Annotated in this window: 27 protein-coding genes; 15 read left to right on the top strand and 12 right to left on the bottom strand. The window is 70.9% G+C overall.

Annotated elements, in window-relative coordinates; translation table 11 throughout:
* Window positions 1–29: 29 nt before the first annotated feature.
* The 5 genes from AC2DFQ_RS06680 to AC2DFQ_RS06660 are packed head-to-tail and all read right to left on the bottom strand — an operon-like array spanning window position 30 to window position 3,681.
* Entirely contained in the window at window positions 30–1,166 is a 1,137-nt protein-coding gene (locus AC2DFQ_RS06680; RefSeq protein ID WP_484533349.1) for a UDP-N-acetylmuramate dehydrogenase, read from the bottom strand.
* 4 nt (window positions 1,167–1,170) lie between these two features.
* Window positions 1,171–1,566: a MaoC/PaaZ C-terminal domain-containing protein gene (locus AC2DFQ_RS06675; RefSeq protein WP_484508405.1), complete on the bottom strand. Its 396-nt coding sequence runs from the start codon at window positions 1,564–1,566 to the stop codon at window positions 1,171–1,173.
* Window positions 1,563–2,009, bottom strand: a complete 447-nt coding sequence (locus tag AC2DFQ_RS06670; protein ID WP_484533348.1) for an FAS1-like dehydratase domain-containing protein — start codon at window positions 2,007–2,009, stop codon at window positions 1,563–1,565. Before AC2DFQ_RS06670 ends, AC2DFQ_RS06675 begins: the two co-directional genes overlap by 4 nt.
* Window positions 2,010–2,047: 38 nt before the next feature.
* On the bottom strand, window positions 2,048–2,839 hold the full coding sequence (locus AC2DFQ_RS06665; RefSeq protein WP_484508403.1) for a sulfite exporter TauE/SafE family protein: 792 nt from the start codon (window positions 2,837–2,839) through the stop codon (window positions 2,048–2,050).
* On the bottom strand, window positions 2,836–3,681 hold the full coding sequence (locus AC2DFQ_RS06660; protein WP_484533347.1) for a DUF2510 domain-containing protein: 846 nt from the start codon (window positions 3,679–3,681) through the stop codon (window positions 2,836–2,838). Before AC2DFQ_RS06660 ends, AC2DFQ_RS06665 begins: the two co-directional genes overlap by 4 nt.
* A gap of 361 nt (window positions 3,682–4,042) precedes the next feature.
* On the opposite strand from AC2DFQ_RS06660, the gene AC2DFQ_RS06655 reads away from it, so the two are divergent.
* The 6 genes from AC2DFQ_RS06655 (at window position 4,043) to AC2DFQ_RS06630 (ending at window position 10,916) form a co-directional block, all read left to right on the top strand.
* Complete coding sequence (locus AC2DFQ_RS06655) at window positions 4,043–5,311, top strand: aminotransferase class V-fold PLP-dependent enzyme (protein ID WP_484533346.1); 1,269 nt, start codon at window positions 4,043–4,045, stop codon at window positions 5,309–5,311.
* On the top strand, window positions 5,308–5,742 hold the full coding sequence (sufU, locus tag AC2DFQ_RS06650) for a Fe-S cluster assembly sulfur transfer protein SufU (protein WP_484508400.1): 435 nt from the start codon (window positions 5,308–5,310) through the stop codon (window positions 5,740–5,742). Before AC2DFQ_RS06655 ends, sufU begins: the two co-directional genes overlap by 4 nt.
* A gap of 153 nt (window positions 5,743–5,895) precedes the next feature.
* A complete protein-coding gene (locus AC2DFQ_RS06645) occupies window positions 5,896–7,248 on the top strand; it encodes a cystathionine beta-synthase (protein ID WP_484533345.1) in 1,353 nt (450 codons plus the stop codon).
* 104 nt (window positions 7,249–7,352) lie between these two features.
* Complete coding sequence (locus AC2DFQ_RS06640; RefSeq protein ID WP_484533543.1) at window positions 7,353–8,492, top strand: cystathionine gamma-synthase; 1,140 nt, start codon at window positions 7,353–7,355, stop codon at window positions 8,490–8,492.
* Between the two features lie 112 nt (window positions 8,493–8,604).
* Window positions 8,605–9,252, top strand: a complete 648-nt coding sequence (locus AC2DFQ_RS06635) for a TetR/AcrR family transcriptional regulator (RefSeq protein ID WP_484533344.1) — start codon at window positions 8,605–8,607, stop codon at window positions 9,250–9,252.
* Window positions 9,249–10,916: an MDR family MFS transporter gene (locus AC2DFQ_RS06630; RefSeq protein ID WP_484533343.1), complete on the top strand. Its 1,668-nt coding sequence runs from the start codon at window positions 9,249–9,251 to the stop codon at window positions 10,914–10,916. Before AC2DFQ_RS06635 ends, AC2DFQ_RS06630 begins: the two co-directional genes overlap by 4 nt.
* A gap of 190 nt (window positions 10,917–11,106) precedes the next feature.
* Here AC2DFQ_RS06630 and AC2DFQ_RS06625 read toward each other — a convergent pair whose 3' ends face one another.
* Complete coding sequence (locus AC2DFQ_RS06625) at window positions 11,107–11,997, bottom strand: SDR family oxidoreductase (protein WP_484533342.1); 891 nt, start codon at window positions 11,995–11,997, stop codon at window positions 11,107–11,109.
* A gap of 63 nt (window positions 11,998–12,060) precedes the next feature.
* On the bottom strand, window positions 12,061–12,648 hold the full coding sequence (locus AC2DFQ_RS06620; RefSeq protein WP_484533341.1) for a Dps family protein: 588 nt from the start codon (window positions 12,646–12,648) through the stop codon (window positions 12,061–12,063).
* A gap of 169 nt (window positions 12,649–12,817) precedes the next feature.
* Here AC2DFQ_RS06620 and AC2DFQ_RS06615 point away from each other — a divergent pair, with 169 nt between their 5' ends.
* Together AC2DFQ_RS06615 and AC2DFQ_RS06610 are read left to right on the top strand one after the other, a co-directional pair.
* On the top strand, window positions 12,818–14,626 hold the full coding sequence (locus AC2DFQ_RS06615; RefSeq protein WP_484508394.1) for a glycoside hydrolase family 15 protein: 1,809 nt from the start codon (window positions 12,818–12,820) through the stop codon (window positions 14,624–14,626).
* The gene (locus AC2DFQ_RS06610; RefSeq protein WP_484533340.1) at window positions 14,616–15,503 is read left to right on the top strand and encodes an SMP-30/gluconolactonase/LRE family protein; all 888 of its coding nucleotides are present in this window, start codon (window positions 14,616–14,618) and stop codon (window positions 15,501–15,503) included. The genes AC2DFQ_RS06615 and AC2DFQ_RS06610 overlap by 11 nt, the downstream gene beginning before the upstream one ends.
* A 14-nt stretch (window positions 15,504–15,517) precedes the next feature.
* Here AC2DFQ_RS06610 and AC2DFQ_RS06605 read toward each other — a convergent pair whose 3' ends face one another.
* The 5 genes from AC2DFQ_RS06605 to AC2DFQ_RS06585 all read right to left on the bottom strand — a co-directional run bounded on the left by AC2DFQ_RS06605 (window position 15,518) and on the right by AC2DFQ_RS06585 (window position 20,858).
* Window positions 15,518–16,012: a GNAT family N-acetyltransferase gene (locus tag AC2DFQ_RS06605; protein WP_484533339.1), complete on the bottom strand. Its 495-nt coding sequence runs from the start codon at window positions 16,010–16,012 to the stop codon at window positions 15,518–15,520.
* A gap of 97 nt (window positions 16,013–16,109) precedes the next feature.
* A complete protein-coding gene (locus AC2DFQ_RS06600; protein ID WP_484508391.1) occupies window positions 16,110–16,565 on the bottom strand; it encodes an SRPBCC family protein in 456 nt (151 codons plus the stop codon).
* A 123-nt stretch (window positions 16,566–16,688) separates the two neighbouring features.
* A complete protein-coding gene (locus AC2DFQ_RS06595) occupies window positions 16,689–18,482 on the bottom strand; it encodes a gamma-glutamyltransferase family protein (RefSeq protein WP_484533338.1) in 1,794 nt (597 codons plus the stop codon).
* A gap of 32 nt (window positions 18,483–18,514) precedes the next feature.
* Window positions 18,515–20,116, bottom strand: coding sequence for a molybdopterin-dependent oxidoreductase (locus AC2DFQ_RS06590; RefSeq protein ID WP_484533337.1), 1,602 nt, complete (start codon window positions 20,114–20,116; stop codon window positions 18,515–18,517).
* A gap of 79 nt (window positions 20,117–20,195) precedes the next feature.
* On the bottom strand, window positions 20,196–20,858 hold the full coding sequence (locus tag AC2DFQ_RS06585; RefSeq protein ID WP_484508388.1) for a fasciclin domain-containing protein: 663 nt from the start codon (window positions 20,856–20,858) through the stop codon (window positions 20,196–20,198).
* A gap of 159 nt (window positions 20,859–21,017) precedes the next feature.
* Here AC2DFQ_RS06585 and AC2DFQ_RS06580 point away from each other — a divergent pair, with 159 nt between their 5' ends.
* The 7 genes from AC2DFQ_RS06580 to AC2DFQ_RS06550 all read left to right on the top strand — a co-directional run bounded on the left by AC2DFQ_RS06580 (window position 21,018) and on the right by AC2DFQ_RS06550 (window position 26,985).
* Complete coding sequence (locus tag AC2DFQ_RS06580; protein ID WP_484533336.1) at window positions 21,018–21,215, top strand: ATP-binding cassette domain-containing protein; 198 nt, start codon at window positions 21,018–21,020, stop codon at window positions 21,213–21,215.
* Between the two features lie 57 nt (window positions 21,216–21,272).
* Window positions 21,273–21,968 (top strand): alpha/beta hydrolase, encoded by a 696-nt coding sequence (locus tag AC2DFQ_RS06575; RefSeq protein WP_484533335.1) that lies wholly within the window; start codon window positions 21,273–21,275, stop codon window positions 21,966–21,968.
* Complete coding sequence (locus AC2DFQ_RS06570; RefSeq protein ID WP_484533334.1) at window positions 21,965–23,290, top strand: O-acetylhomoserine aminocarboxypropyltransferase/cysteine synthase family protein; 1,326 nt, start codon at window positions 21,965–21,967, stop codon at window positions 23,288–23,290. Before AC2DFQ_RS06575 ends, AC2DFQ_RS06570 begins: the two co-directional genes overlap by 4 nt.
* A gap of 2 nt (window positions 23,291–23,292) precedes the next feature.
* Complete coding sequence (locus tag AC2DFQ_RS06565; RefSeq protein ID WP_484533333.1) at window positions 23,293–24,342, top strand: LLM class flavin-dependent oxidoreductase; 1,050 nt, start codon at window positions 23,293–23,295, stop codon at window positions 24,340–24,342.
* Window positions 24,343–24,452: 110 nt separating this feature from the next.
* A complete protein-coding gene (locus AC2DFQ_RS06560) occupies window positions 24,453–25,382 on the top strand; it encodes a metal ABC transporter substrate-binding protein (protein ID WP_484533332.1) in 930 nt (309 codons plus the stop codon).
* Window positions 25,379–26,119: a metal ABC transporter ATP-binding protein gene (locus tag AC2DFQ_RS06555; protein ID WP_484508382.1), complete on the top strand. Its 741-nt coding sequence runs from the start codon at window positions 25,379–25,381 to the stop codon at window positions 26,117–26,119. Before AC2DFQ_RS06560 ends, AC2DFQ_RS06555 begins: the two co-directional genes overlap by 4 nt.
* Window positions 26,116–26,985, top strand: coding sequence for a metal ABC transporter permease (locus AC2DFQ_RS06550; protein WP_484508381.1), 870 nt, complete (start codon window positions 26,116–26,118; stop codon window positions 26,983–26,985). The genes AC2DFQ_RS06555 and AC2DFQ_RS06550 overlap by 4 nt, the downstream gene beginning before the upstream one ends.
* The last annotated feature ends 3 nt before the right edge of the window (window positions 26,986–26,988 follow it).

Here is a 26,988-nt window from a genome sequence, read left to right as displayed (position 1 = left end):
ACGTTTTCCGGCGAGTCGACGGGAGGGGGCTAGAGCTCGACGCCCACCAGCACCGGCTCGGGCTGGAGGATCAGCCCGAACTCGGCCTGCACGCGCTGCTGCACGAACCGCGCGAGTTCGGCGATCTCGCTCGCCGTCGCCCCACCACGGTTCGTGAGGGCGAGGGTGTGCTTGGTCGACAGGGCCGCCCGCGACCCGGGCAGCGCGAATCCCCTCCCGAGGCCCGAATGCTCGATCAGCCACGCCGCGCTGACCTTCACATCCGACGAGGCCGCTGCCGGGGGCGGCACGATCCCGGTGAACTCGGCGAGCGGGATGACCACGACCGTGTTCAGCTCGGGAGCCACCGGCCATCGCGGGCACTCGGGGGGAAGGGTGCGGGCGAAGCCGGCGGAGACGATGGCGTTCTGGAAGAACGACCCGGCGCTCCAGGTATCGGGATCGTCCGGCGCCAGCACCATGCCCTTGCGGCCGCGGATGGTCAGGACCTCGTCGCGGATGTGCTGGAGCGACACGGATGCACCGGGGTCGAGCCGCAGCGCCGAGCGCAGCTGCTCCCCGGGCACGACTCGTTCGCCCGCCCCGGCCTCCTGCAGTTCGAGGGTGACGGTGAGGATGACCGCCGAACGCGCCGGCGCGGAGGCGTAGTGCTGTTTGAGCACGGACGTGCGGAACCCGAGGCCGAGCTCGGCGGCGGGGACGGTCGAGATGTCCCCGGTGGCTTCGTCGAGGAGCTCGACCTCCACGAGGCTCTGGACGATCTCCTGCCCGTACGCCCCGACGTTCTGCACGGGGGCCGCCCCGACGGTTCCCGGGATCCCCGACATCGCCTCGATGCCGGCCAACCCTTCCGCGACCGTGTACGCGACGAGATCGTCCCAGTCGTGTCCGGCCTGCACGCGCAGGCGCACCGTTCCCGGGCCCGACCCGGGCAACCGCTCCACGCCCCGGGTGCGCACGAGGACGACGGTGCCCTCGAACGCCTCGTCCCCGGCGAAGAGGTTGGAGCCGCCGCCCACGACCAGCCAGGGTTCGCCCTCCGCCCACAGCGTCCGCAACGTCTGGACGAGCTCGTGCGTCGTCGAGGCTTCCACGAGCCGCTCGGGCGCACCGCCGGTGCGCAGCGTCGTCAGCTGCGCGAGGGGGATCGGGTCGAGTTCGGGCATGGACTCAGGCGCGCACGCGCACCTGGGCCTTACCCAGGACGGTGGTGTCGGCGTGCGTGACCGTCAGGTCGATGCGCAGGACGTCGTCCTCGACTGCACCGATCTTCGCCACGATGTGCAGGTCGGCACCGGTTCGGGGGTCGACCACGACGGGCCGGGTGAACCGCACGCCGTACTCCAGGATGCGGCCGGTGTCGCCGAGCCACTCGCCCAGAGCGCCCACGGCGACGCCCATCGTCAGCATCCCGTGCGCGAGTACCCCCGCCAGCCCCACCTCGGCGGCGATGTCGTCGCGGTAGTGGATGGGGTTGAAGTCCCCGGATGCGCCGGCGTAGCGCACGAGGGACTCTCGGGTCAGGTGCACCGAGCGCTCGGCGACGACATCTCCCACGGCGGTCATGACGCCTGCCCGACCACGAGCACCGATGTCGCGGTCACGACGTGCTCGCCCGCCGCATCCCGGATCTCGGCCTCGCTGGTGACCATGGAGTTGCCCCCGAGCGCCCGGATGCCGCTGACCGTGAGGGATGCGGTCAGCTCGTCGCCGGCGACGATCGGCCGGGTGTAGCGGAAGCGCTGTTCGGCGTGGATGGTGCGGGCCAGCTCGATGCCAGAGTCCGGCTCGGCCAGCAGCAGCTGCAGCGTGAGGTCCTGGATCACCATCGCGAAGGTCGGCGGCGCGACCACATCGGCGTAACCCAGCGCGCGGGCCGCCTCCGGGTCGGTGTGCAGCGGCGCATCGGCGAAGACGGCACGCGCGAACTCGCGCACCTTCTCCCGGCCGACGAGGTACGGCGCGGTCGCGGGGAAGGTTCGACCGACGAGCTCGGGATTGACGGGCACCGTGCCATCCTACCGAGGAGGCGCGCCCCCGCCCGCTGTCAGCGCTTGGCCGCGCGGATCGCCCGCAGCGCCATCTGCACGGCGATGAAGACGAGGAACGCGGCGAACAGCACGTTGCCGACGAAGGGGTCGACGACGGTGGCCAGCCACGCGCCCAGCGCGGTCGTCGTGCACGCGGCCAGGCCCACCACGGCCGCAGCACGGAGGTCGACGTTGCCGCGGCGGAGATTGCCGATGGTTCCCGAGATGGCGGTGGGGATCATCATGAGGAGCGAGGTCCCCTTCGCCTCCAGGTCGCTGGTGCCGAACAGCAGCAGCAGGGCGGGGACGACGATGATGCCGCCGCCGACGCCGAGGAGACCGGCGAGGACGCCGGTGATGAGGCCGAGCACGGCCAGGCCCGGGATGGTGAGCCAGTTGAGATCGAGCACCGCCTCACGGGAGGGGATGATGAAGAACAGGCTCACGATCACCACGGCGAGGAACCCGATGAAGCCCCACCGCAGCGCGATCTGCGACACCCGGGGAAGCAACCAGGTGCCCACCTGCGCACCCACGACGGCACCGGCGGCGAGGATCAGAGCGGGGATCCACGCGACCGACCCCGACACGGCATAGGAGATGACACCCACCGTGGCGGTCGGAACGATCGCGGCGAGCGAGGTGCCGGCCGCGCGGCGCTGGTCAAAGCCGAGGAGGAGGACCAGGAGAGGCACGATGACGGTCCCGCCGCCCACGCCGAACAGGCCCGACATGAGGCCGGCGAGCAGCCCGATGGCCACGCACGGGAGGACGAAGCGCGCGCCGCGCGCCGGGAGAGCCTGGCTCATTCGTTGGAGTCGAGACTGTCGATGACCCAGCGGTCGCCCTCGGGTACGAGCACGTAGCGCAGCGATTCCTCTACCGGCTGAGGCTCGTCGAGCAGCTCGCCGGTCTCGTCGTACAGCTGCTGGTACGTCTCGAGCGTCACGACCTCGATGCGCTCCTCGTCGATCACCTCGACGCCGGTCACCTCCAGCTCGTACTCGTCGGTGAAGTCGCCGAAGTCCTGGGCATCGGCCTCGAACGCGGCGCAATCGGTCAGGCCGAAGCCCTGGCGGTACTCCTCCGTCGTCGAGGCGAAGTAGGCATCGCAGTCGGCGTCGTCCCACGCGTCGTCGTACAGCTCGACGGCGGCAACGGCGCGCGTTTCCTCGGGTCCGCCGCCGCCGCTGCCACCGGCGGTATTCGAGGTGAACAAGCCGACGATGAGCGGGATGAGCAGGGCAGCCAGCACGATGAGGAGCAGGACGACTCCGCCGAGGACCGCCCACAGGATCCACAGCTTGGACTTCTGCTTCGGGGCATCCGGGGCGGGCGAACCGGGCTGCGCGGGGTAGCCCGGAGTCACGGGCGCACCGGCGACGCCGGGTGCACCGGGGTACTGCGGCGGGTACGTCGGCGCTGGTGCGGATGCATCCGCGGCCTCGGGCCCCGGCGTGGCGCTCTCGGGCGCGTCGGGGGTCACGGGCAGTTCCGCGGCAGGGACCTCGGCCGCGCTCGACGACGGCGAAGCCTCCGCAGCCGGGGGTGCCTCATCGACCACGTGCACATGCTCGGTCCACGAGGCACCGTCCCACCACCGCAGCGCACCGTGGCCGTCGTCGTACCAGCCCGGGGGTGTCGTGCTCATGACCGTCTCGTTTCGGCTCGGGGAGCGGAATGCTCCGCGCGTTCACACTATCGCCGCGTCGCGCGCGCCGAAGCACCCGCGATACCGGTGGCGAGTATGCCCCTCGGCCCGCAAGAAGATCACGACCCCCGGGAAGCGGAAGCCTCAGCCCACCGGGGGTCGCCTTCCCCGCGACGCCGACCAGACGGTGACCCGAACACCGGTCTACGCGGCCTCCGCGAGGGTGGAACGCACTGAACGTATCCCGGCCTCGCACGAGCGGTTTGCGGCTTGACGTCGGGATCCGCGCTCTGGTAGGCGCCCGCGCGCCGCCGGATCGGAGGAGACTGGAGGATGCCCGTTCGGCGGGCCAGGAGGAACCATGACCACGTCACGCGCCACGGCGCCCACCCTTCCGGACGTGCGCGCCGACTTCCCGTTCGTGCAGCGCCGCTCGGGACAGATCTACCTCGACTCCGCCGCGACCTCGCAGCAGCCGGTGTCGGTCCTTGACGCACAGCGGCACTTCGCCGAGACCGCCTACGCGGCGGTGCACCGCGGTTCCAGCGCAGCGACGGGCGCTGCGACCACCGCGTTCGAGTCCGCCCGCTCGCGCGTCGCGCGCTTCGTCGGCGCCGGGGAGGACGAGATCGTCTGGACCGAGAACGCCACGGATGCCATCAACCTCGCCACCTGGTCCCTGACGGATGCGGCGCTCCACGGCGGCGACGGCCCCGCGGTGCTGCATCCCGGCGACGAGATCGTGATCCCCCTCGCCGAGCACCACGCCAACCTCGTGCCGTGGCAGCGCCTGGCCGCTCGCACGGGCGCGGTGCTGCGCGCCGTACCCGTGGACGACGAGGGCCTCTGGAGCATCGACGGGATGGCCGCTGTCGTGTCCGAGCGCACGCGCCTCATCGCGTTCGCGCACGTGTCGAACGTCACCGGCTTCATCGCCCCCGTCGAGGACGTCGTGGCGCTGGCCCGCAGCCGGGGCGCACTGACGTTCCTCGACGCGTGCCAGTCCGCGCCGCACCGGCCGCTGGACCTGCGCGCACTGGGGGTCGACCTGGCGGCGTTCTCGGCGCACAAGATGCTCGGGCCGACCGGCATCGGTGCGCTGTACGGGCGCGCCGATCTTCTCGGCGCGCTGCCCCCCGGGCGCACGGGCGGCTCGGCCATCACGACGGTCACCTTCGACAGCGCCGAGTTCCTGCCCCCTCCGCACCGCTTCGAGCCGGGCACGCAGCCGGTGGTGCAGGCCGTCGGGTTCGCCGCGGCCGTGGACTACCTCACGGATCTCGGCATGGAGGCCGTTGCGGCGCGCGAGCACGACCTCGCGCAGTCGCTCGTCGACACCGTCGCCCGCATCCCCGCCGTCCGCATCGTCGGGCCGGCGGCGGGCGAGGAGCGAGCGGCACTCGTCAGCTTCGTGGTGGACGGCGTGCACCCGCACGATGTCGGCCAGTTCCTCGATGATCGCGGCATCACCGTACGCACCGGCCATCACTGCGCCCAACCGCTGCACCGCCGGCTCGGCACGCCCGCGACGACCCGCGCCAGCGCGTACGTGTACACGACCGACGACGAGATCGCGGCGCTCGGCGAGGCCCTCGGGGATGTCCGCGCGTTCTTCGGAGCCGACCGATGAGCGACCTCGGCGACCTCTACCGCGAGGTCATCCTCGACCACAGCCGGCGCCCGATCGGGCGCGGCGACGTGTCGGGGTTCGCGCACACCCACCACGAGCTGAACCCCACGTGCGGCGATGAGATCACCCTGGGGATCACGGTGACCCCCGACGGGCGGATCGACGCGCTCGCCTGGGAGGGGCACGGGTGCAGCATCTCGACGGCGTCGTCGTCGATCATGTCCGACCTCGCCACCGGCGCGACCCGCGAGGAGGCCGGCGCGCTGATCCAGGACTTCCGTGCGCTCATGCGCGGGGGCGGGACCGTGGAGCCCGCCGAGAGCCTCGGGGATGCGGCGGCGTTCGAAGGCGTCGCCCGACTGGTCACCCGGGTCAAGTGCGCGATGCTGCCGTGGGTGGCGCTGGAAGCATGCCTGCGCACCACCGCGTAGCCCGCCGCACGGGGCCGGGTTGCGGCCGGCCGCGCCGCCGATACACTGGTGCCGTGCAGACCTGTCGTTGTTGTCGCTGAGCGCGTTCGCTCTCTCTCCGACGACCACTGACAGCGCCCGCGCCGACGCGCGGCACACCGAAGGATTGCACCCGTGCGCTACGCCTCGAGCGTGACCGACCTGATCGGCAACACCCCCCTCGTCCGTCTGAACCGTGTCGCCGAGGGCATCGCCGCCACGGTCCTGGCGAAGATCGAGTTCGTCAATCCCGGTGGCTCTTCGAAAGACCGCATCGCGGCGAACATCATCGACGCGGCCGAGCGCAGCGGAGCGCTCCGGCCCGGCGGCACCATCGTCGAGCCGACGAGCGGCAACACCGGCGTGGGCCTCGCGCTCTTCGCCCAGCAGCGCGGATATCGCTGCGTCTTCGTCGTGCCCGACAAGGTGGCCGACGACAAGCGCGCGGTGCTCCGCGCGTACGGCGCGGAGGTCGTCGTGGCTCCCACCGCGGTGGCTCCCGATGACCCGCGCTCCTACTACAGCGTGTCGCGGCGCATCGTGGCCGAGACGCCCGGCGCCTTCATGCCGAACCAGTACGACAACCCCAACGGACCGCTCAGTCACTACGAGACGACCGGGCCGGAGATCTGGCGCGACACCGACGGGGCCATCACGCACTTCGTCACGGGCGTCGGCACCGGCGGCACCATCAGCGGCACGGGTCGCTTCCTCCGGGAGGTCTCGGGCGGGGCCGTCCGCATCATCGGGGCCGATCCGGAAGGGTCGGTCTACTCCGGCGGGACGGGGCGGCCCTACTTCGTCGAGGGCGTCGGCGAAGACTTCTGGCCCGGCGCGTACGATCCCGCCGTCGTGGACGCCGTCGAGGCAGTGGACGACGGCGAAGCGTTCGCGATGACCCGTCGTCTCGCCCGCGAGGAGGGTCTCCTCGTGGGCGGGTCGAGCGGAATGGCCGTCGCCGCCGCCCTCCGTGTCGCGCGCGACCTCCCCGCCGACGCGGTCGTCGTGGTGCTCCTTCCCGACTCCGGGCGCGGGTACCTCGCCAAGGTCTTCAACGACTCGTGGATGCTGGCGCACGGGTTCGCCGTCGACCCGGCCGCGCCCGGCCGCACGGTCGCCGACCTGCTCGCCGAACGCGGTGACCGGGTTCTCCCCGTGGTCACCCCGTCCATGACAGCGGCGGATGCTCTGACGGCGCTGCACCGGGGCGGCGTGCCGGCCGCGCCCGTGGCATCGGCAGCCGACCCCGTCCTCGGCGAGGTGTCCGGCGCGGTTCGCGAGAGCACCCTGCGCGCCGCATCCCCCGGCACCCCCGTCGCCGACCTCGCCGGCGACCCCCTCCCGCTCGTGGGTGTCGGGACGCCCGAGAACGAGGCCCGCGCCCTCCTCGAGACCGCCGATGCCGTGCTCGTCGCCAGCGCCGGCCGCCCGGTGGCGGTCCTGACTCCCGCCGATCTCTCCCCCGCCCCTGAAGGAGCCTCCTCGTGACCGCCGATTCCGCCGCACATTCCTCCGACGGATCGGCCGCCGACGGGCTTGCCCCCGACGGCCCGGCGTCCGACGCCTCGGCCTTCGCTTCGGCCGGCGAGGGACTGGCGTTCGACAGCCTGGCCGTCCACGCCGGGCAGTCGGCCGACCCCGGCACCGGCGCCGTGATCCCGCCCGTGCATTTCTCGACCACCTACGTCCAGGACGGCATCGGCAACCTCCGCGCGGGGTACGAGTACGGCCGCAGCGGCAACCCCACGCGCACCGCGCTCGAGGAGCAGTTGGCGGCACTCGAGGGGGGCCGGCACGGGCTGTCGTTCGCCTCCGGGCTCGCCGCCGAGGACGCGCTGCTGCGGGCGGCACTGCAGCCCGGCGACGAGGTGCTGCTCGGCAATGACGTGTACGGCGGGACGTACCGGCTCCTGGCCCGCATCCTCGGCCCGTGGGGCATCACGCTGCGCGTGGTCGACATGAGCGACCTCGACGCGGTCTCGCGTGCCCTGGCCGAGCGCCCGCCCCAGATCCTGTGGGTCGAGACGCCGAGCAACCCGCTGCTGCGCGTGACCGACATCGCCGGGCTCGCGCGGCGGGGTCACGACTCCGGCGCTCTCGTCGTCGTCGACAACACCTTCGCCTCCCCGGCGCTGCAGCGTCCGCTCGCCCACGGCGCCGACGTGGTCGTGCACTCGACCACGAAGTACCTGGGGGGCCACTCCGATGTCGTCGGCGGCGCGCTCATCCTCGACGACGACGAGCTGGCGGAGAAGGTGCGGTTCCTGCAGTTCGCCGCCGGCGCGGTCTCGGGACCCATGGACGCCTGGCTGACCTCCCGCGGCATCAAGACCCTGGGGCTTCGGATGCAGCGGCACAGTGAGAACGCGCAGGCACTGGCGGAGTTCCTCGCCGGGCACGACCGGGTCACGCGTGTCTACTACCCCGGGCTCCGAGCGCACCCCGGTCACGAGATCGCCGCGGCCCAGATGTCGGCCTTCGGCGGGATCGTCTCGGTCGCGCTCGCGGACGCCGCATCCGCCCGCCGCTTCGCGGAATCCCTGCGCCTGTTCCAGCTCGCGGAGTCGCTGGGCGGTGTGGAGTCGCTCGTGAACTACCCCGACGAGATGACCCACGCATCGGTGCGCGGGACCGAGCTGGCCGTGCCGCCCGAGGTCGTGCGCCTCTCGGTGGGCATCGAGGCACTCGATGATCTCCGCGCCGACGTGACGCAGGCCCTCGAGGCCCTCTAACCCCCGTCGACTCGCCACAATTCGTGCGCTGCGGGCGGCATTTCGCGCGTTTCGTGGCGACTCGACTGGGGGAATTTTGCACTAATGCTGCGGGAGTGCAATACTGCACTTTGTGACCGATAGTGCAACGGGCCTGCGCGGGCGGCAGCGGGCGGAGACGACGCGCCATCTCATGACGGCGGCGCGGCGGGTCACCGCGGCGAGTGGCCTGGCGGGCTTCACCATCGAGCAGCTGTGCACCGAGGTGGGGATCTCCCGCCGCACGTTCTTCAACTACTTCGCCTCGAAGGAAGACGCCGTCCTGGGCATTCCCCTCGAACGCGAAGACGTCGAGGCGGTCAGGCGCTTCCTGGATGCGGGGGCCCAGCGCCCCGCGGGCACAGCGATCTCCCCCACCCTGCTCTCCGACCTCGTCGACCTCGCCGACGCGCGCTGGCACACCATGGACACCGCCCCGGAGACCATCGCCGACCTCGGCGCGGCCGTCGAACGCGAGCCGAGACTCCTCGCCCGACTCGTGGCACTCGTCCACGAGCGCGAGCAGGACGATGCCCGGCTGATCGCCCTCCGCGAAGGACTCGCCGACGGGGATCTCCGGGCGGTGGCCGCCGCGCAGATCTTCGCCGCGCTGTCGCGTGCGACCGCCGACGAACTGCTCCAGCCGACCAACACAGACACCTTCGCCCAGATCTTCTCGCGGCGCCTCACCGCCGCCAACGAACTGTTCACCGATCAGCACGCCCCGACAGGACGCCCATGACCACCTCTCCCACCGCCACCACGCCGCCGGGCGCGGCACCGCTCCTGCTGACCCAGCGACGCATCTGGATCATCTTCTCGGCGCTCATCGCCGGGATGCTGCTGGCCAGCCTCGACCAGACGATCGTCTCGACCGCGATGCCGACGATCGTGGGAGAGCTCGGCGGGGTGTCGCATCAGGTGTGGATCACCACGGCCTACATCCTCGCGACCACGATCGTCATGCCCGTCTACGGCAAGTTCGGCGACATCCTCGGTCGCCGGCGCCTGTTCATGATCGCGATCGCGATCTTCACGCTCGCCTCGGTGGCCTGTGCCTTCGCGACCGACTTCTGGATGTTCGTCACCTTCCGCGCCATCCAGGGACTCGGCGGCGGCGGCCTCATCATCCTCTCGCAGGCGATCATCGCCGACATCGTGCCCGCCTCCGAGCGCGGCAAGTACCTCGGACCGCTCGGCGGCGTCTTCGGTCTCTCCGCGGTCGCGGGCCCCCTCCTGGGCGGTTTCTTCGTCGACCACATGACCTGGCAGTGGGCTTTCTACATCAACATCCCCGTCGGCATCATCGCGTTCCTGATCGCCGTGTTCGCCCTGCGCCTGCCGGACAAGAAGGCGGACAAGCCGATCGACTGGCTGGGCGTGCTGTTCCTCTCCGCCGCCACGACGTGCCTGATCTTCTTCACCGACTTCGGCGGCGACTCCGACTTCGGCTGGGAGTCGATGGCCACGTGGGCGTGGTGTCTCGGACTCGTCGTGTCCGCTGCGCTGTTCATCTTCACGGAGTCGCGCGCGGCGGATCCGATCATGCCGCTGTCGATGTTCCGCAACCCCGTGTTCGTGAACGCGACCGCGATCGGCCTGGCGCTGGGTATCAGCATGTTCGCCGCCATCGGGTTCATCCCGACGTTCCTGCAGATGTCCTCGCGCACGTCCGCTGCCGAGTCCGGCCTCCTGATGCTGCCGATGATGGTGGGCCTCCTGGGCACCTCGATCGTCTCGGGGCTCCTCATCACGCGCACGGGACGGTACAAGCTCTTCCCGATCCTCGGCACGATCGTGACCGGCGCCGCCATGGCCGCGATGACGACCCTCGCCGCATCCACCCCGATCTGGCTCATCTGCGTGTACCTGTTCGTGTTCGGGGCGGGTCTCGGCCTCATCATGCAGGTGGTCGTGCTGGTCGTGCAGAACGCGGTTCCCGCCGCCGACATCGGCACCGCCACCAGCACGAACAACCACTTCCGCGAGGTGGGCGCGGCCCTCGGCACGGCCGTCTTCGGGACGCTGTTCACCACCCGCCTCACCGAGAACCTCACGGCGGTCTTCACCGATGCCGGGGCATCCGCCGCCCAAGCCGGTCAGGCGACCGCCACCATCGATCCGGCCACCTTGAACGCTCTGCCCGAGCCCGTCCGCGAGGGCGTGGTCACCGCCTACGCCGACGCGCTGGCGCCGGTGTTCTGGTACCTCATCCCGTTCATCGCCATCGCGCTCATCCTCGCGCTCTTCCTCAGGCAGATCCCGCTCTCGGATGTCGCCGGGCTCGTCGCACGCGGCGAAGCCATCGGCGGCGCGGAGGCCGAGCGGCTCGAGGCCGAGCAGCGCGCCACCGCCAAGGTCGTTTCCTCCCGCCGCAGCGCGCGGAATGCCGGAGACACGCCGTAGCCCGACGCCCGAACGGGCGCTGAGCGCCGGCGGCTCCCCGGCCGTCACCCGTTCACAACTCAGGAGACACGCCGTAGCCCGACGCCGGAAGGGCCGCCGAGCGCCGGAATCTCCTGAATTCTGAACGGGCTCGGAGGCTCAGGCGACCGGTCCGGCCACCGCCGGCCGCCGCCGGACCACTGCCGCATGGCTAGTGCACCGGCATGCCGCCCGTCACGGCGATGGTCTCGCCGATGATGTAGCTGGACTCCTGCGAAGCGAGGAAGACGAACGCGGGGGCGAGCTCGACAGGCTGAGCGGCCCGGCCGATCGGCGTCTCCGCGCCGAACTCCTCGATCTTCTCGTTGGGCACGAACGCCGGCTGCAACGGCGTCCACACCGGCCCCGGCGCAACGCCGTTGACGCGGATGCCGCGCTCGATGAGCTGCTGCGAGAGGGCCCGGGTCCAGTTCGCGATGCCCGCCTTCGACACCGCGTACTCCGCGAGCGAGGGCGACGGCTGGAAGCCCTGGATGCTCGAGGTGGTGATGATCGCCGCGCCGGGCTTCAGGTGCGGCGACGCGGCCTTCGTGAGCCAGAACAGCGGATAGATGTTGGCCTTCACGACGTGGTCGAGTGTCTTCGTCTCGAAATCGTCGATGCTGTCCACCGTGGGCATCGTGCCGGCGTTGATGACGAGGATGTCCAGGCCCCCGAGTCCGTCGACGGCCTTCTCGACGACGTCCACGTTGGTCTGCTCCACCTGGAGGTCACCGGGCAGCAGCACGGCGGTGCGCCCCTCCTTCTCGATGAGCGCGGCCACCTCCTCGGCCTGGGACTGCTCCTCGGGCAGGTAGCTGAGGGCGACGTCGGCGCCCTCACGGGCGTAGGCGATCGCGATGGCTCGCCCGATGCCGGAGTCCGCGCCGGTGATCAGGGCCTTCCGCCCGGGCAGCCGGCCGAGCCCGATGTAGGTGCTCTCGCCGTGGTCGGGAGCCGGGTCCATCTTGTGGATGTCGCCCGGGCCCGACTGCTGCTGCGGGGGGAACGGGGGGCGGGGGTACTGCGTCGTGGGGTCCTGGGCGGTGTACATGTCAGCCATGCCCGCCACGCTAGGAGCGGGAGGCGGCCCCGCCGCGGGGGTTGCGGCGGGGCACCTCGGCGGCTAGGCCTTGCGGCTGGAGGGCGTGCGGTTCTCGGCGCTGACCATCCACGACAGCTGCTCGAGGCGCTCGAGGACGGCGTGGAGGATGTCGGCGCTGGTGGGGTCTTCCTCATCCACGTCGTCGTGCACCTCGCGGCACGTCGTCGTGACCGCATCCAGACGCTCGGTGATGAGGTCGATCACTTCGGCCGTGTCGATCTCGCCCTGCGGGAACTCCGGCAGGGTCGTCGTCTCGGCGACGGTGTCGCTGCGACCGTCGGGCAGGGCGTGCAGCGAACGCATGCGCTCGGCGACGGTGTCGCTGAACTCGCGCGCGGACTCGATGACCTCGTCCAGCTGCAGATGGGTGTCGCGGAAGTTCCGGCCGACGACGTTCCAGTGCGCCTGCTTGCCCTGGATCGACAGCTCGATGAGGTCGACGAGCACCTTCTGCAGGTTCTCGCTCAGATCGGCGGATGCGGTGAAGCCGTGCTCGGCGTTCTCCTCCTTGGTCAAGCCGGCGCCGGAGCCGCCGCGCGCCGGGCGGCGGCGGTTGCGGGTGGGGGCGTCCTTGGCGGGTGCGGCGGCCTTTTCGGTCGTGGTGGCCATGGTGTTCTCCTTGCAGTCGGGAACGAGACGTATGCGACGCTACGCGGGGAGCGAGCCAGGTGGCCGGGGCTTGTCGGTGCCGTTCCCCGTTGCTATGCGGCCCTACTGCCCGCGCGTGGCGCGCGCAACCCCGGCGCCCGGGAGCCCGCGCGTTCCCTACCGTGGCTGCATGCCCTCCTCTCCGTCCCGGCACGCCGACCTGCGCGAGTATGCGCCGATCGGCGACGGCCGTACGGTCGCGCTGGTGGGGCGACGGGGGCAGATCGACTGGCTGCCGCTCCCCCACCTCGATTCGGTGCCGGTGTTCGCCGGGCTCCTGGATGATCACACCGGCGGACGCATCGAGCTGGCCCCGGATGCGGAGTACTCGGTCCAGCGCCGCTACATCCCGAGCACCAACGTGCTGGAGACGACATTCATCACCGCGTCCGGGCGTGCCCGCGTGACGGATGCGATGGTCACCGGCGTCGCCGGGCGCCTGCCGTGGGCGGAGCTCGCCCGGCGGATCGAGGGCGTCGAGGGCCGCGTGCGCTTCCAGTGGCGCATCCAGCCCGGGACGCGTCTGCAGACGGCGGCTCCGTGGATCGAGGAGCGGGAGGGGGTCGCGATCCTGCGGGCCGGCGACATCTCCCTGGCCGTGGTGGGTGAGGGGTTCGGCACCCCGCACGCCGAACGCGACGGCGACGCCGGTCCCGCCATGCACGGCTCCTTCACGACGGCCCCCGACTCGTCGGCCGTTCTGATCCTCGTGGCCACCGACGGCGAGCCGCTGCATCTGCCCGACCCGGGCAACGTGCAGCGAGGGATCGACCGCACCATCGACGCCTGGCGCGCATGGTCTCGAGAGTTCTCCTACGAGGGACCGTGGCAGGCGGCCGTGCAGCGCAGCGCCCTGGCGCTCAAGCTCCTCGTCTACGCCCCCACCGGCGCCATCGCCGCCGCTGCCACCACCTCCCTGCCCGAGAGCGCCGGCGGCGGCAAGAACTGGGACTACCGCTTCGCGTGGGTGCGCGACCTGGCGTACACCACCCACGCTCTGGTGAGGTTCGGGCTTCGCGAGGAGACGCATGCCGCCATCTCGTGGCTGCTGCAGACCATCCGGCGCAACGGCCCCGAGCTGCACGTGTTCTATTCGCTGCGCGGCGAGGTCACCGACGGTACCGTGGAGTACGACGTCGACGGCTGGCAGGGCATCGGCCCGGTGGTCACCGGCAACCCGGCCCGCGCGCAGCTTCAGCTCGGTGTCTACGGCGACCTCTTCGCCATCTGTCGCACGTACGTCGACGGGGGAAACATCCTCGACGTCGCGACGGGTCGGTCGCTCGCGGCCATGGCCGATCGCACGTGCGATCTGTGGCGTCAGCCGGATTCGGGGATGTGGGAGCTTCCCACCGTCCGCCATTACACGTCGTCGAAGATGGGATGCTGGCAGGCGCTCAACGACGCGGTCTTCCTTGCCGAGCGCGACGCCATACCCGGAAGCCCCGACCGCTGGCGCTCCGAACGCGACCGGATCGCGCAGTGGATCGGGCGATACGGCTGGTCGGAGGCGGCGGGAAGCTACGTCATGTACCCCGGGACGACCGACCTCGACACCTCCGTGCTGCTGCATGCCGAGAGCGGCTTCGACCGCGGCGAGCGCATGGCCGCCACCATCGACGCCATCACACGCGACCTGAGCGCCGGGGCACTGCTGTACCGCTACACCGGGATGGATCAGGAAGAGCACACGTTCGTCGCCTCGGCGTTCTGGCGGGTGTCGGCCCTGGCGTGCATCGGCCGGCACGAGGAGGCCGTCGCGGCGATGGACGACCTGGTCGCGCGCGCGAACGACGTCGGCATCTTCGCCGAGATGATCTCCGAGCACGACGGCGGCTTCTGGGGCAACGTGCCGCAGGCGCTCAGTCACCTCGCCGTGGTGAGCGCCGCCCTGACCATCCGCGATCTCGTCCCCCCGGAGGTGCTCGATGAACGCTGAACCCCGTCTGTTCCGTCAGCTGCAGTCCGTGGTCCCCGAGAGCATCTTCTGGGACGAACGCACCGAAGAATTGGCATGGGTGGACATCGAGGCGGGGACGTTCCACCGCGCGCGCCTGGACGGCCCGGTCGACGGGTCGGAGGATCGCGTCAGCGCCCTTCCCGCTCCGGTCAGCGCCGTCCAGCCTGCGGCCGGCGGCGGCTACGTGGCCGCGCTGAAGGACCGCATCGTCGAGCTCTACCCCGACGGAACGCTCGGGCGGACGATCGCGCACGTGCGGCACGCCCATCGCGAGTCGCGTTTCAACGAGGGCAAGGTCGACCCGTTCGGGCGTTTCGTCGTCGGTTCCATGGATGGCGCGGGCGAGCCGAACGGCGCCGTCTACATCTTCACCGCCGACGGTGAGGCATGGATGCTGCACGACGGCTTCACCATCCCGAACGGGATGGAATGGTCGGACTCCGGCGACGTCATGTACGTCACCGACACCGAGACGCAGACCGTCTACCGTGCCTCCTACGGCCCGGGCAAGGATCCGCTCGGCGACCTCGAGCCGTATCTGCGCGGACGCGACTCCGACGGCATCGCGATGGACACGACAGGGTCGTTCTGGAACGGCATCTACGGCGACGGCGAAGTCGTGCAGTGGAGTCCGGACGGACAGCCGGTGGGGAGCGTCGCCGTCCCCGCCCCCCGGGTCACCTCCGTGGCCTTCGGCGATCCCGAGCACGGCACGCTGTTCATCGGCACTGCGCGGGAGAACATGACCGACGATCAGCTCGCGGCTGCACCGCTGAGCGGTTCGCTGTTCGCCGTCGAGGGTCTCGCGCAGGGTCGTCCGGTGCATGTCTTCGGCAGCGGCGGTTCGAGCCGCTAGGGAAACGGCCGCCGTCAGGGCACGAGGCGCTTACGGAGGAAGATCTGGTCCTCGCCGGATTCGCCGCCGGCACGCTCGGTCTCCTGATAGCCCTCTCGCGTGTACAGCCGGAGGTTCGCTTCGCTCAGACTGCCGGTGAACAGCTCGGACTCCGTCGCGCCGGCCTTCCTGCCGCGGTCTTCGACGGCGTGGAGGATCAACGAGCCCAACCCGGCACCCTGGATGTCGGGCGCCACGGCGATGCGGCCGATGAGCAGCAGGTCGCCGTCGAGCCGCGCCCGGGCGGCGGCGACCATGCGCTCGCCCTGCAGGGCGACGCATCCGAGGTTGTCCTGCAACTCGGCCTCGACCTCTTCCAGCGTCTGAGTCAGCGGAGGCATGTCGGCGCTGCCGTAGATGAGGGCCTCCGACACGAACGCCGCCCGCTGGAGCGTCAACACCTCCCCCGCGTCGCGCGCCTCGATGGGGCGCACCCGCGCCTCGGGCTCAGCGGTGTCCTGTCCGCTCATGGTGTCCTCCGTCCGTGTCGATCCGCGCGCGAGTAAACACACCACGGCGCCCCGGTGCCGAAGCGTCGACAACCGGGGCGCCGTTGGTCAGGGAATGTCAGCGCGGGACGTCTTCGCGCCACTGGCCGGTCTCGGCGCCGCGGCTCTCGATGAACTCCTTGAAGTTCTTGAGATCCTTCTTGACGGCGTGCTGGCCGACGCCCACGAGCGAGCCGACCTTCTCCAGGAGCCCCTCGGGCTCCCAGTCGATCTGCACGGTCACGCGCGTGGAGGTGTCGGTGAGCTTGTGGAAGGTCACGACTCCGGCGTGCTCGGTCTCCCCGCCGACACTGCGCCACGCGACGCGCTCGTCGGGGTGCTGCTCGGTGACTTCGGCGTCGAACTCGCGCTCGGCGGGGCCGACCTTCACCTTCCAGTGCAGGTGGGTGGCGTCGCGCTGCTCGATCGACACGACCTCGTCCAGGAACGACGGAAACGTCTCGAACTGCGTCCACTGGTTGTAGGCCGTGCTCACGGGCACGTCGACGTCGATCGTTTCGATGATCTGAACCATGTCACTCCTCGTGTTGGTCAACTGCCTCCAGCCCACCGCAGTTCCGTGGCCGAAGGGGAGGGATTGACAAACGGCCCCGCGCGTCCGTTTCATCCCGGTGCCGGGGGCGGGCGCGAGGCGAGGTCAGCGGCCGGCGGCGTAACCGGCAGCGCCGCGAGGGTTCGCCGCGGCCGACAGGACGCCGGTGCCGGGCTCGCGCGACACCGCGGAAAGACGCCCGAGCGACCAGCCGTCGACAACGGTCACGTCGTGGCCCCGGGAGCGCAGGTCGTCCGTCACCGCGGGGCCGAGGCGATCCTCCGCGACGACGCCCCGCGGCTCCCACGCGCGCGGCCAGAACGAGCTGGGGAGGTGGGTCGTGTGGAAGGCCGGGGCATCGATCGCCGCCTGGGCCGAGTACCCGCCCAGGATGCGGCGGAGCAGGTACGGCAGCTGCCACTGGTCCTGCTGGTCACCGCCCGGTGTGCCGAGCGCTTCGACCACCGCCCCGCCGCGGACCAGCAGCGTCGGGGAGAGGGTCGTGCGCGGGCGCGCGCCGGGCCGGAGAGCGGCCGGGGCGCTCTCGTCCAGCCACGTCATCTGCAGACGCGTGCCCGCCGCGAGCCCGAGCCCCGGCACGACCGGCGACGACTGCAGCCAGCCGCCGGACGGGGTGATGCTGGCGATGTTGCCGGCAGCGTCCACGACATCCAGGTGACACGTGTCGCCACGGGTCTCCCCCGACGCGCGCACGGTCGGCTCGCCCACGCTGCCGCCCTGCGCGGACGGCTGGGCGAACAGGGGAGGGACGAACGGCGCCCGTCCCGGAATGGATCCCGGACGCCACTCGGGGCTGGCCACGTCGGTGATCTGAGCGGCGCGTGAGCGGGCGTAATCGTCGCTGAGCACGACCTCCAGCACATCGCGGGCATCTTCGCCGTAGTAGGCCTCCCGGTCGGCGAACGCGAGCTTGAACGCCTCGATCACGAGGTGGGCACCCTGCGCGGTGGAGGGGTCGAGGGCGTCGTCGGGGAAGACGGAGAGGATGGCGAGCGCCTGCAGCAGCACGGGTCCCGAACCCCAGGCCGGCGCCTTGACGACCTCCACTCCGCGGAAGCGGTACGCGACGGGTTGCTCCCAGGCCGCGTCGTACCCGCGCAGGTCGTCCGCGCTGAGGACACCGGCGTACGATCCACCGTCGGAGTGCCGGTGCGGTTCGCGCAGGAACGCGGTGAGCTCATCCGCGACGAATCCCTCGCGCCATTCGCGGAGCACCCCGTCGATGCGCTCGGCCCGCGACGATCCCCCCGCGGATGCGGCGGACAGCCGACGCAGCGCGTCGGCCCAGCGCGGGTTGCGGAACGTCTCCCCTGCCGCGGGAACCCGGCCGTCCGGCATCCACAGCGCCGCGGACGTGGGCCAGTGCTCACGGAACAGGTCGGCGACCGCGCCGACCGTCCGCGCCCAGCTCGGTACCACCGGCACACCGTGGTCGGCGTACTCGATCGCATACGCCACGACATCGGCGAACTCCCATGTGCCGTACTCGCGCAAGAGGAGGAGCAGAGCCGGAAAGGCACCCGGGATGGCCGCGGCCAGGCCGCCGGCGCCGGGTACGGTGTCCAGTCCCAGCCCGCGATAGTGCGCGATGGTCGCGGCGGCGGGAGCGGGCCCCTGGCCCGACAGCACACGCGGAGCGGTGCCCTCCGCGGCGACCAGCCCGACGAGGTCGCCCGCCGGGCCGTTCAGGTGCGGCTCGGCGACATGAAGGACGAAGCAACCTGCCACTGCCGCATCGAACGCGTTGCCGCCGCGCTCGAGCACGCTCTGAGCCGTCCCGGTGGCCAGCCAATGCGTCGAGGCGGTCATCCCGTACGTGCCGGTGAGGGTGGGCCGGGTGGTGAAGGACGCCGGGCGGGTCCAGGGGGAAGACGACATCGTCCCATTCTGGCCGGTGACGGCCGGGCGACCTAGGTGACGGTGACGAGGGTGCGCTGCCAGCCGGACGACCCGTTCGGCGCGATCGGGGCGGACTCCTCGATCTGCAGCTGGCCGTTCTTGTCGGTGGCGCGCACGCTGAGGTAATGGGTGCCGGGCGTGGCGTCCCACTCCATGACCCACTGCACCCACGTGTCGTCGTTGAGCGGGACCGACAGCGTCGTCTCCTGCCACGCGCCGTCGTCGATACTGACCTCGACCCGCTGGATGCCGACGGTCTGCGCCCAGGCGACCCCGGCGATCGGCACGCGTCCCGCCGGTAACGCCGCGCCGATCTTGGGCGTGTCCACGCGGGAGGAGAACTTGATCGGCGCTTCGGCGCTGTAGCCGCGGGGCGTCCAGTACGCCTCATCCTGGGCGAATGTCGTCACGGTCAGCCCGGTCAGCCACTTCGTGGCGGATACGTATCCGTACAGTCCGGGCACGACCATCCGCACCGGGAATCCATGTTCCAGCGGCAGCGGCTCCCCGTTCATCCCGACGGCCAGGATGGCGTCGATGCCGGGATCGGTCACCGCGGCGAGCGGGGTGCTGGCGGTGTACCCGTCGACGCTGCGGGAGAGCAGCATGTCGGCGTCGGACGAGGGCCCCGCCATCTGCAGGATGTCACGAAGAGGAACACCGAGCCACGTGGCGTTGCCCACGAGTTCTCCGCCCACCTCGTTGGAGACGCACGTGAGGGTGATGGCGTATTCGTCGAGCCCCATCTCGAGAAGGTCGGCGAAGGTCAGCTCGACCCGCCGCGACACCATCCCGTCCACGACCAGGCGCCACTGATCGGGGTCGATGGCGGGGACGGTCAGGGCGGTGTCGACCCGGTAGAACTCGTCGTTGGGGGTGAACAGGGGGGTGAGCCCGGGGATGTCGAGTTCCGAACCGGCCGGCACGGCGACCCGCGAGCGCGGCGAAGGCAGCCGCACGGCGTCGCGAAGGGCCGCCACGGAACTGGAGACCGCGTTGATGGCGCGGGCGCCGATCCCCACCACGACGGCGGATGCGGCGACCAGCGCCGTGATCGTGAAGAACGACCGGCGGTCGACCCGCACGGCGGAGTCCTCCGCCGTGTCGTCGCGCGGTTCGTCGTCGGCCGCTGCGGCAGGGCGTGCGGCGGCCGCCGTCGCCCACCGGCGGAGTCGCCCGGTCAGGAGGACCAGGACGGCGATACCGGCGATCCCGCCGACGATCGGCGGGATCCACGAGAGGAGGGTGGCACCGGATCGGGTGACGATGGCCGCGGTGGCCACGGCGGCACCGGCGCCGAGGACGATCGCGCCGACGGGCGGGCGGAGCAGCTGGAGGATGCCCGCCAGTGCGGCCGCGACGGTCGCGGCCACCCCGAGCCCGGCCAGGAGGACGATCTTGTCCGCCGCACCGAAGGTCTCGATGGCGAACTCTTTCAGCGGGCGCGGGACCACATCCACGACGAAGGAGCCGACCGCCAGCAGCGGGCTCGCGTCGCGTGCGGCCAGCAGGGCCACGAGTTCGCTGACGGCCAGCACCACGGCGGCACTGATGGCACCGACCACCCCTGCCCACATCCACATCCACAGCCGCGGAACGCTTCGCCGGTTCATCCCGGTCCCTCTTCCTGGGGTCGGAGGAGCGGGCGCCGTTTCTGGCGCCCGCTCCTCGTTCTGCCGTTATCCGGTCGGCTCAGGCGGCCGGGGGCATCAGCACCGTGTCGATGAGGTACACGGTCGCGTTGGCGGTCTGCACGCCACCGCAGATGACGCTCGCGTCGTTGACCATCAGCATGTCACCGCTGCCGGTGACCTCGACCTCGGCGCCCTGCACGGTCGTGTGCATCCCGGCGATGTCGTCGGGTGCGACCTGACCGGGCACCACGTGGTAGGTCAGGATCGAGGTGAGCATGTCACTGTCGGTCTTCAGGGTCTCGATGGTCGCAGCGTCGATCTTCCCGAAGGCGTCATCGACCGGCGCGAACACCGTGAACTCGCTCCCGTTCAACGTGTCGACGAGGTTCACATCGGGGTTCAGCTCTCCGCTGACCGCCGAAGCGAGCATGGTGAGGAGCGGGTTGTTCGACGCGGCGACGGCCACGGGATCCTGTGCCATGCCTGACACGGAGCCGTCGCCGTCGGGAACCATTTCGGCGTAGTCCGCGCATCCGGCGCCGACGAGGTCGGCCATGGGGTCCATCGTCTCCTCGGTGGCGGGCGCGCTGGATTCGGTCATGGGCTCTTCGCTCTCCTCCGTGGAGCTCGACCCCGAGCCCATGGAACACGCGGTGAGAGCGAAGGACGCGGCCAGAACCAGGGCGAAACCGCCGGTGAGGCGCTTGGTGTGAGTGAGCATGAGATCCTCCGAGATCAGGAGCCCCGCAAGACTCCGTGTGCTGTGCCGCCTCGAGGGGCGAACCCGCTCCGGTGAGCGCGTACCTGATCTTCGGAGCGGGTCCGGGATCGGATTCCCCGATCGCTCATCCCGAGGACAGGCAGCGATGGGAGCAGACGCATGGCGCGGTACATCACCTTCGGCGTGACGCGCCGTCCGGGCGATCTGTCGGGTGGCCAGCGGCAGCGCGTCGCGATCGCCCGCGCGCTGATCCTCGAGCCGCGCCTGCTCCTCGAATCCGCGCCCACGTGGCACGGCGCCGGGGCCGACCGCGACCGCCGCGCACAGTTGCGCACCGTGGTCGCCACCACGGCCTGACCGCAATAGACCGCAACACGAGCCCTCCCCAGCCGATCCCCCGGTGAAATGGAACCCATGTCCTCTCCTTCGACCCTCGCCCCCGACCTGTGGACCCCGCCCACCGGGGTGCGCGTGCGCGGCGCGCTCGCGGTGATCGCCGGCGCCGGCGAGACCCCCGGCGTCTACGAGCGGTTCGGCCGGCGGCTGTCCGCCGACGGGTATGTCCTGGCCGCGTTCGAGGCGACGGCGGCGGCGGATGCGGCGGACTGGCTCGCGACGCAGCCGGATGCCCCCCGCGTGCTCGTCGGATCGGACCGCGGTGCGGCGGCGGCGCTCGCGCTGGTGGCGGCGAGCGCGATCGCCGACGGCGTCGTCATTGCGGGCCTGCCGGTCGCCGGCGCGGACGATTCCTCGGCCGCGGCCCACGAGCGCACGGCATGCCCTGTGCACCTGGGGGTACTGGGGTCCGCCGACTCCCGCGCCCGCGCCGACACGAGCGCGACGGCCATCCCGGATGCCGCCGATCTCGCGCGCATCCGGGTGCCGGTGCTCGCCGTGCACGGCCAGGCCGACTCGATCGCTCCGGTCGGCGGCGCGCGGGCGGTGCTGCGGGCCCTTCCGCAGGTGGATCTGGTCGAGACCGTCGGAGGGTTGCACGACGCACTCAACGACCAGTCGCACCGCTCGGTCGCGGCCACGATCGTGCTGTGGCTGGAGAGGCTGCGCGCCGGAGACGTCCGCGTCCCGATCGTGGAGAGCGTGCAGCTGTGAGCGAGGGCTTCGCCTCGTCGCAGGTGCACCGCGGCTATACCCCCGGCACTCCGCAGAACGCCGTCGCGCCACCGATCTACCAGACCACCGCCTACGAGTTCGCCTCGCTGCAGGAAGCCGCCGACATCTTCGCGCTGCGGAAGGCCGGCAACCTGTACAGCCGCTCGGCCAATCCGACGCAGCTGATCCTCGAAGAGCGTGTCGCCGCCCTCGAGGGCGGACGCGCTGCCGTGGCCGTGGCATCCGGGCAGGCGGCCGTCGCGATCACCCTCCTGGCACTCGCCAAGGCAGGCCAGCACGTCGTGGCGGCTCGGCAGCTCTACGGCGGCACGGTGGATCTCCTCCAGGAGACCTTCGCCGACTGGGGGATCGACGTCACCTTCGTCGATCAGGACGACCTGGACGCGTGGCGCGCAGCCATCCGGCCCGAGACTCGCGCGCTCTTCGCCGAGTCGGTGACGAACCCCACCGCGCAGGTGCTGGACATCTCCGCCGTCGCCGATGTCGCCCACGACGCGGGCGTGCCGCTCGTCGTCGACAACACCGTCGCCACGCCCTACCTGCAGCGGCCCGGCGAATTCGGCGCCGACATCGTGGTGCACTCGGCGACCAAGTACCTCGGGGGCCACGGCACCTCGATGGGCGGGGTCGTCGTCGACATCGGGTCGTTCGACTTCAGTGCCGAGCCCGAGCGCTGGCCGCAGCTGACCCAGCCGTACCCGCGGGTGTCCGACATCGTGCTGTGGGACCGGTTCGGCCCGCAGGGCTTCGCCTTCGCCGCACTGCTGAAGACGAAGTACGTCCACGACCTCGGTCCCTCGCTCGCACCGTTCAACTCGTTCCAACTGCTGCAAGGCATCGAGACCCTGGATCTGCGCATCGCCAAGCACACCGCATCCGCCCTCGAGGTCGCGCGTTTCCTCGACGCTCGCCCGGACGTCGCCGTCGTGCATCATCCCGGCCTCCCCGGCAACCGGTGGGCGGAGGCGGCACGGCGCTATCTTCCCCGGGGCGTGCCCGCCGTGTTCTCGTTCGACCTCGCCCCCTCGGGAAACGCCGACACCGACCGTGCCCGCGTCCACCGCGTGGTGGACGGGCTGCGCCTGATCAAGCTCGTCGCCAACATCGGTGACGCCCGGAGCCTCGTGGCGCATCCGGCCTCGATGACCCACAGCCACCTGGACGCCGCTCAGCTGGCGGATGCCGGAATATCCCCCACGACCATCCGCCTCTCGATCGGCCTGGAAGATCCCGCCGACCTTCTCGCCGACCTCGCCCAGGCCCTGGACGCGGCGAGCGCCATCCCCCATCCGGAGGTGTGACCATGGGCATCGATCTCGGCTACTGGACGCCGGTCTACGGCGGATTCCTCCGCAACGTCGCCGACGAAGAGGGGATGGCGGCGACGTGGGCATCGATCCGGGATGTCTCCGTCACCGCCGATCGCCTCGGATTCCACACCACCCTCGTTCCCGAGCTCTACCTCAACGACCGCAAGGGCGTGCGCGCCCCGAGCCTGGAGGCCTGGTCGCTGTCGGCGGCTATCCTCGCCGTCACCGATCACCTGCGCGTGATGACCGCCGTCCGTCCCGGCTTCCACCTCCCCGCCGTCCTCGCCAAGACGGTGAGCACGCTGGATTCGATCGCGCCCGGACGCGTCGCGCTCAACGTCGTCGCCGCGTGGTGGGCGGAGGAGGCACGCCAATTCGGCGGGAACTTCACGACGCATGACGCGCGCTACGTCCAGGCCGAAGAATTCGTGCAGGTCCTGCGGGGCCTGTGGGCGCAGACGCCGTTCACCTTCGCCGGCGACTACTACGAGCTCGAAGACACCATCGTCGAGCCGAAGCCGGCGGAAACACCGGTGATCTACGCCGGCGGAGAGAGCGAAGCCGGCAAAGACGCCATCACCCGCTTCGCCGACGCCTACGTCATGCACGGCGGCACGATCGAGGAGGCGCGGGCGAACGTGGCCGACATCACCGAGCGTTCGCTGCGCGTCTCCGGGCGTCCGCTGCGCGAGATCGGGATGCCCGCGTACGTGATCGTCCGAGACACCGAGGCCGAGGCGCAGCGCGAGCTCGAACGGATCACGACCGTCGACCCCGGCTCCCCCGGTTACGCGTCGTTCGAGGAGTTCCAGCGCAACTCGAACCTGTCGCTGGAGCTCACCAAGCGCGAGTATTCCGTGGGGACACGGGGGCTCCGCCCCAACCTCGTCGGAACCGCCGAGCAGGTGGCCGACCGCATCCGCGCCTACGGTGACGCGGGGATCACCCTGCTCCTCATCCAGTCGTCCCCCCTGAGGGAAGAACTGGAGCGGATCGCCGAGCAGGTCTTCCCCCTCGTGCCCCAGAGCTCTCTCGTCTCCTGATCCCTCCCCCCGTCCAGTCGCCACGATCTGTCGTGTCTCGCTCGTCCTGCGCGCGGTTGTTGGCGACTCGACAGGTTGTCGGCGGGCACGGGGCAGGGTAGTTTTTCGGTATGCCGAAAAATCGCTCCGTCGCAGCGAGACGGCTGGCATGGATGGCGGCGGCCGCTGCTCTCCTCTCGGGGTGCGCGGGCGGAAATGCCGCCGCCGGAGGCGATGACCGCCCTCGCGTCCTCACAACGTTCACCGTTCTGGCCGACATGGCGCGGAACGTCGCGGGTGAGCACCTCGAGATCGACTCGATCACGAGGGTCGGCGCCGAGATCCACGGCTATGAGCCGACGCCCGGCGACATCGCGAAGGCCTCCGAGGCCGACCTCATCCTCGATAACGGGCTGAACCTGGAGGCGTGGTTCGCGCAGTTCGTCGAGTCCACCGACGTGCCCCACGTCGTCGTCTCCGAGGGGGTCGAGGTGATCGACATCGCGGGAGACTCGTACGAAGGCAGGCCGAATCCCCACGCGTGGATGAGCCCGCTCAACGCGCAGATCTATGTCGAGAACATGGTCGACGCCTTCAGCGACCTCGACCCCGAGCACGCCGCGGAGTACGCAGCCAACGCCGCCCAGTACACCGCCGAGCTGCAGCAGATCCAGGACGCGCTCGTCGCCGAGCTGTCCGCCGTGCCGGAGAACCAGCGCGCCCTCGTCACGTGCGAGGGCGCCTTCTCCTACCTCGCGCGCGACGCGGGACTGACGGAGGCGTACATCTGGCCGGTCAATGCCGAACAGCAGGCCACACCGCAGCAGATCGCAGCGGCCATCCGCTTCGTGGAGACCAACGACGTACCGGCGGTCTTCTGCGAGTCGACGGTGTCGGACCGGCCGATGCAACAGGTCGTCGAGGCGACGGGTGCCGACTTCGGCGGCACCCTGTACGTCGATTCGCTCTCGGAGACCGACGGACCCGTCCCCACCTACCTGGACCTCATCCGGCACGACACCGCGACGATCCTTCGGGCCCTGACCGGGCAGTCCTCGTGAGTGCGGCGATCGAGGTCGAGGCGGTGACGGTGCGCTACGGCGACGTGGTCGCCCTCGAGGACGTGTCGCTGACGCTGCAACCAGGGCGGGTGACCGGCCTGATCGGTATGAACGGTTCGGGGAAGTCCACCCTTCTGAAGACGGTCCTCGGCATGATCCGGCCGCAGGCCGGGAGCGTGCGCGTCGAGGGCGGCACGGCGGCGGCAGCCCGCACGCACGGTCTCATCGCATCGGTGCCGCAGAGCGAAGACGTCGACTGGGCGTTCCCGGTCTCGGTGCGCGACGTGGTGATGATGGGCCGTTACCGCCACATGGGCCCGACCCGCCGGGCTCGGGCTGCCGACCACGCCGCGGTCGATGACGCGCTCGAACGGGTGGAGCTGACCGGTCTCGCCGGTCGGCAGATCGGGCAGCTCTCCGGCGGTCAGCGCAAACGCGCGTTCGTGGCCCGCGGCATCGCGCAGGATGCCGCGATCCTGCTGCTGGACGAACCCTTCGCCGGGGTCGACAAGAGATCGGAAGCCACCATCGTGCGGCTCCTGCGGGAACTCGCCGGCGACGGGCGCACGGTCCTGGTCTCCACCCACGACCTGCATGCCCTGCCCGACCTCGCCGACGATGCGGTGCTGCTGCTGCGCCGCATCGTGTTCCAGGGCGACGTGTCCGAGGCCCTCCGCCCCGACAACCTCGCCCGGGCCTTCGGCCTGGACGCCCCGGTGGACGGACCGCAACGGTGAACCTCCTCGACCTGCTCATCGAGCCGCTGCAGTACGAATTCATGACCCGCGCCCTGGTGACGACCGTGATCGCCGCCGTCGTGTGCGCCGTCCTGTCGTGCTGGCTCGTCCTCATCGGATGGTCGCTCATGGGCGACGCGGTCTCGCACGCGGTCCTCCCCGGGGTCGTCCTGGCCTACGTTGTCGGGGCGCCGTTCGCGATCGGCGCGATCGTGTTCGGGCTCCTCGCCGTCGCACTCATCGGGCTGATCCGCGGGACCAGCCGCGTAAAGGAAGACGCCGCCATCGGCATCGTCTTCACGACGCTTTTCGCGCTGGGGCTCGTCCTGATCTCCGTGACCCCGAGTCAGACCGATCTCAACCACATCATCTTCGGCAACATCCTGGGCGTCTCCACCGGCGACCTCGTGCAGATCGCGGTGCTCGCCCTCATCGCCTTCGTCGTGCTCGTGATCAAGCGGCGCGACCTCACGCTCTACGCGTTCGACCCCGCCCACGCATTCGCCATCGGGTTGTCGCCCCGGCTACTGGGGGCGCTCCTTCTCGGCGTTCTCGCGTTGACCGCCGTCGTCGCTCTGCAGGTCGTCGGGGTCATCCTCGTCGTCGCGATGCTCATCATCCCCGGCGCCACGGCGTACCTTCTCACCGACCGCTTCGGGCACATGCTCATCATCGCTCCCGTGCTCTCCGCAGCGTCATCGGTCGTCGGGATCTACCTCAGCTACTGGCTCGACGCGTCCTCGAGCGGGCTGGTGGTGGTGGTCCAGGGGGCCGTGTTCGCGGCGGTGTACCTCTTCAGCCCGCGCCACGGCGTGCTGGGACGGCGGATGCGGCGCCAACGCACCGCGACGCAGCCGACCGGCTGAGCG

The organism is Microbacterium sp. Z11_20, assembly GCF_057197605.1.
This window is presented reverse-complemented; position numbering and strand designations above follow the sequence as displayed.

Coding starts and splice junctions, on each gene's coding strand:
- AC2DFQ_RS06565 (WP_484533333.1), top strand. CDS start 23,293: ATGGGCATCGATCTCGGCTACTGGACGCCGGTCTACGGCGGATTCCTC.
- AC2DFQ_RS06585 (WP_484508388.1), bottom strand. CDS start 20,858: ATGCTCACTCACACCAAGCGCCTCACCGGCGGTTTCGCCCTGGTTCTG.
- AC2DFQ_RS06630 (WP_484533343.1), top strand. CDS start 9,249: ATGACCACCTCTCCCACCGCCACCACGCCGCCGGGCGCGGCACCGCTC.
- AC2DFQ_RS06625 (WP_484533342.1), bottom strand. CDS start 11,997: ATGGCTGACATGTACACCGCCCAGGACCCCACGACGCAGTACCCCCGC.
- AC2DFQ_RS06655 (WP_484533346.1), top strand. CDS start 4,043: ATGACCACGTCACGCGCCACGGCGCCCACCCTTCCGGACGTGCGCGCC.
- AC2DFQ_RS06620 (WP_484533341.1), bottom strand. CDS start 12,648: ATGGCCACCACGACCGAAAAGGCCGCCGCACCCGCCAAGGACGCCCCC.
- AC2DFQ_RS06660 (WP_484533347.1), bottom strand. CDS start 3,681: ATGAGCACGACACCCCCGGGCTGGTACGACGACGGCCACGGTGCGCTG.
- AC2DFQ_RS06595 (WP_484533338.1), bottom strand. CDS start 18,482: ATGTCGTCTTCCCCCTGGACCCGCCCGGCGTCCTTCACCACCCGGCCC.
- AC2DFQ_RS06665 (WP_484508403.1), bottom strand. CDS start 2,839: ATGAGCCAGGCTCTCCCGGCGCGCGGCGCGCGCTTCGTCCTCCCGTGC.
- AC2DFQ_RS06580 (WP_484533336.1), top strand. CDS start 21,018: ATGGCGCGGTACATCACCTTCGGCGTGACGCGCCGTCCGGGCGATCTG.
- AC2DFQ_RS06605 (WP_484533339.1), bottom strand. CDS start 16,012: ATGAGCGGACAGGACACCGCTGAGCCCGAGGCGCGGGTGCGCCCCATC.
- AC2DFQ_RS06610 (WP_484533340.1), top strand. CDS start 14,616: ATGAACGCTGAACCCCGTCTGTTCCGTCAGCTGCAGTCCGTGGTCCCC.
- sufU (WP_484508400.1), top strand. CDS start 5,308: ATGAGCGACCTCGGCGACCTCTACCGCGAGGTCATCCTCGACCACAGC.
- AC2DFQ_RS06675 (WP_484508405.1), bottom strand. CDS start 1,566: ATGACCGCCGTGGGAGATGTCGTCGCCGAGCGCTCGGTGCACCTGACC.
- AC2DFQ_RS06615 (WP_484508394.1), top strand. CDS start 12,818: ATGCCCTCCTCTCCGTCCCGGCACGCCGACCTGCGCGAGTATGCGCCG.
- AC2DFQ_RS06680 (WP_484533349.1), bottom strand. CDS start 1,166: ATGCCCGAACTCGACCCGATCCCCCTCGCGCAGCTGACGACGCTGCGC.
- AC2DFQ_RS06560 (WP_484533332.1), top strand. CDS start 24,453: ATGCCGAAAAATCGCTCCGTCGCAGCGAGACGGCTGGCATGGATGGCG.
- AC2DFQ_RS06600 (WP_484508391.1), bottom strand. CDS start 16,565: ATGGTTCAGATCATCGAAACGATCGACGTCGACGTGCCCGTGAGCACG.
- AC2DFQ_RS06575 (WP_484533335.1), top strand. CDS start 21,273: ATGTCCTCTCCTTCGACCCTCGCCCCCGACCTGTGGACCCCGCCCACC.
- AC2DFQ_RS06590 (WP_484533337.1), bottom strand. CDS start 20,116: ATGAACCGGCGAAGCGTTCCGCGGCTGTGGATGTGGATGTGGGCAGGG.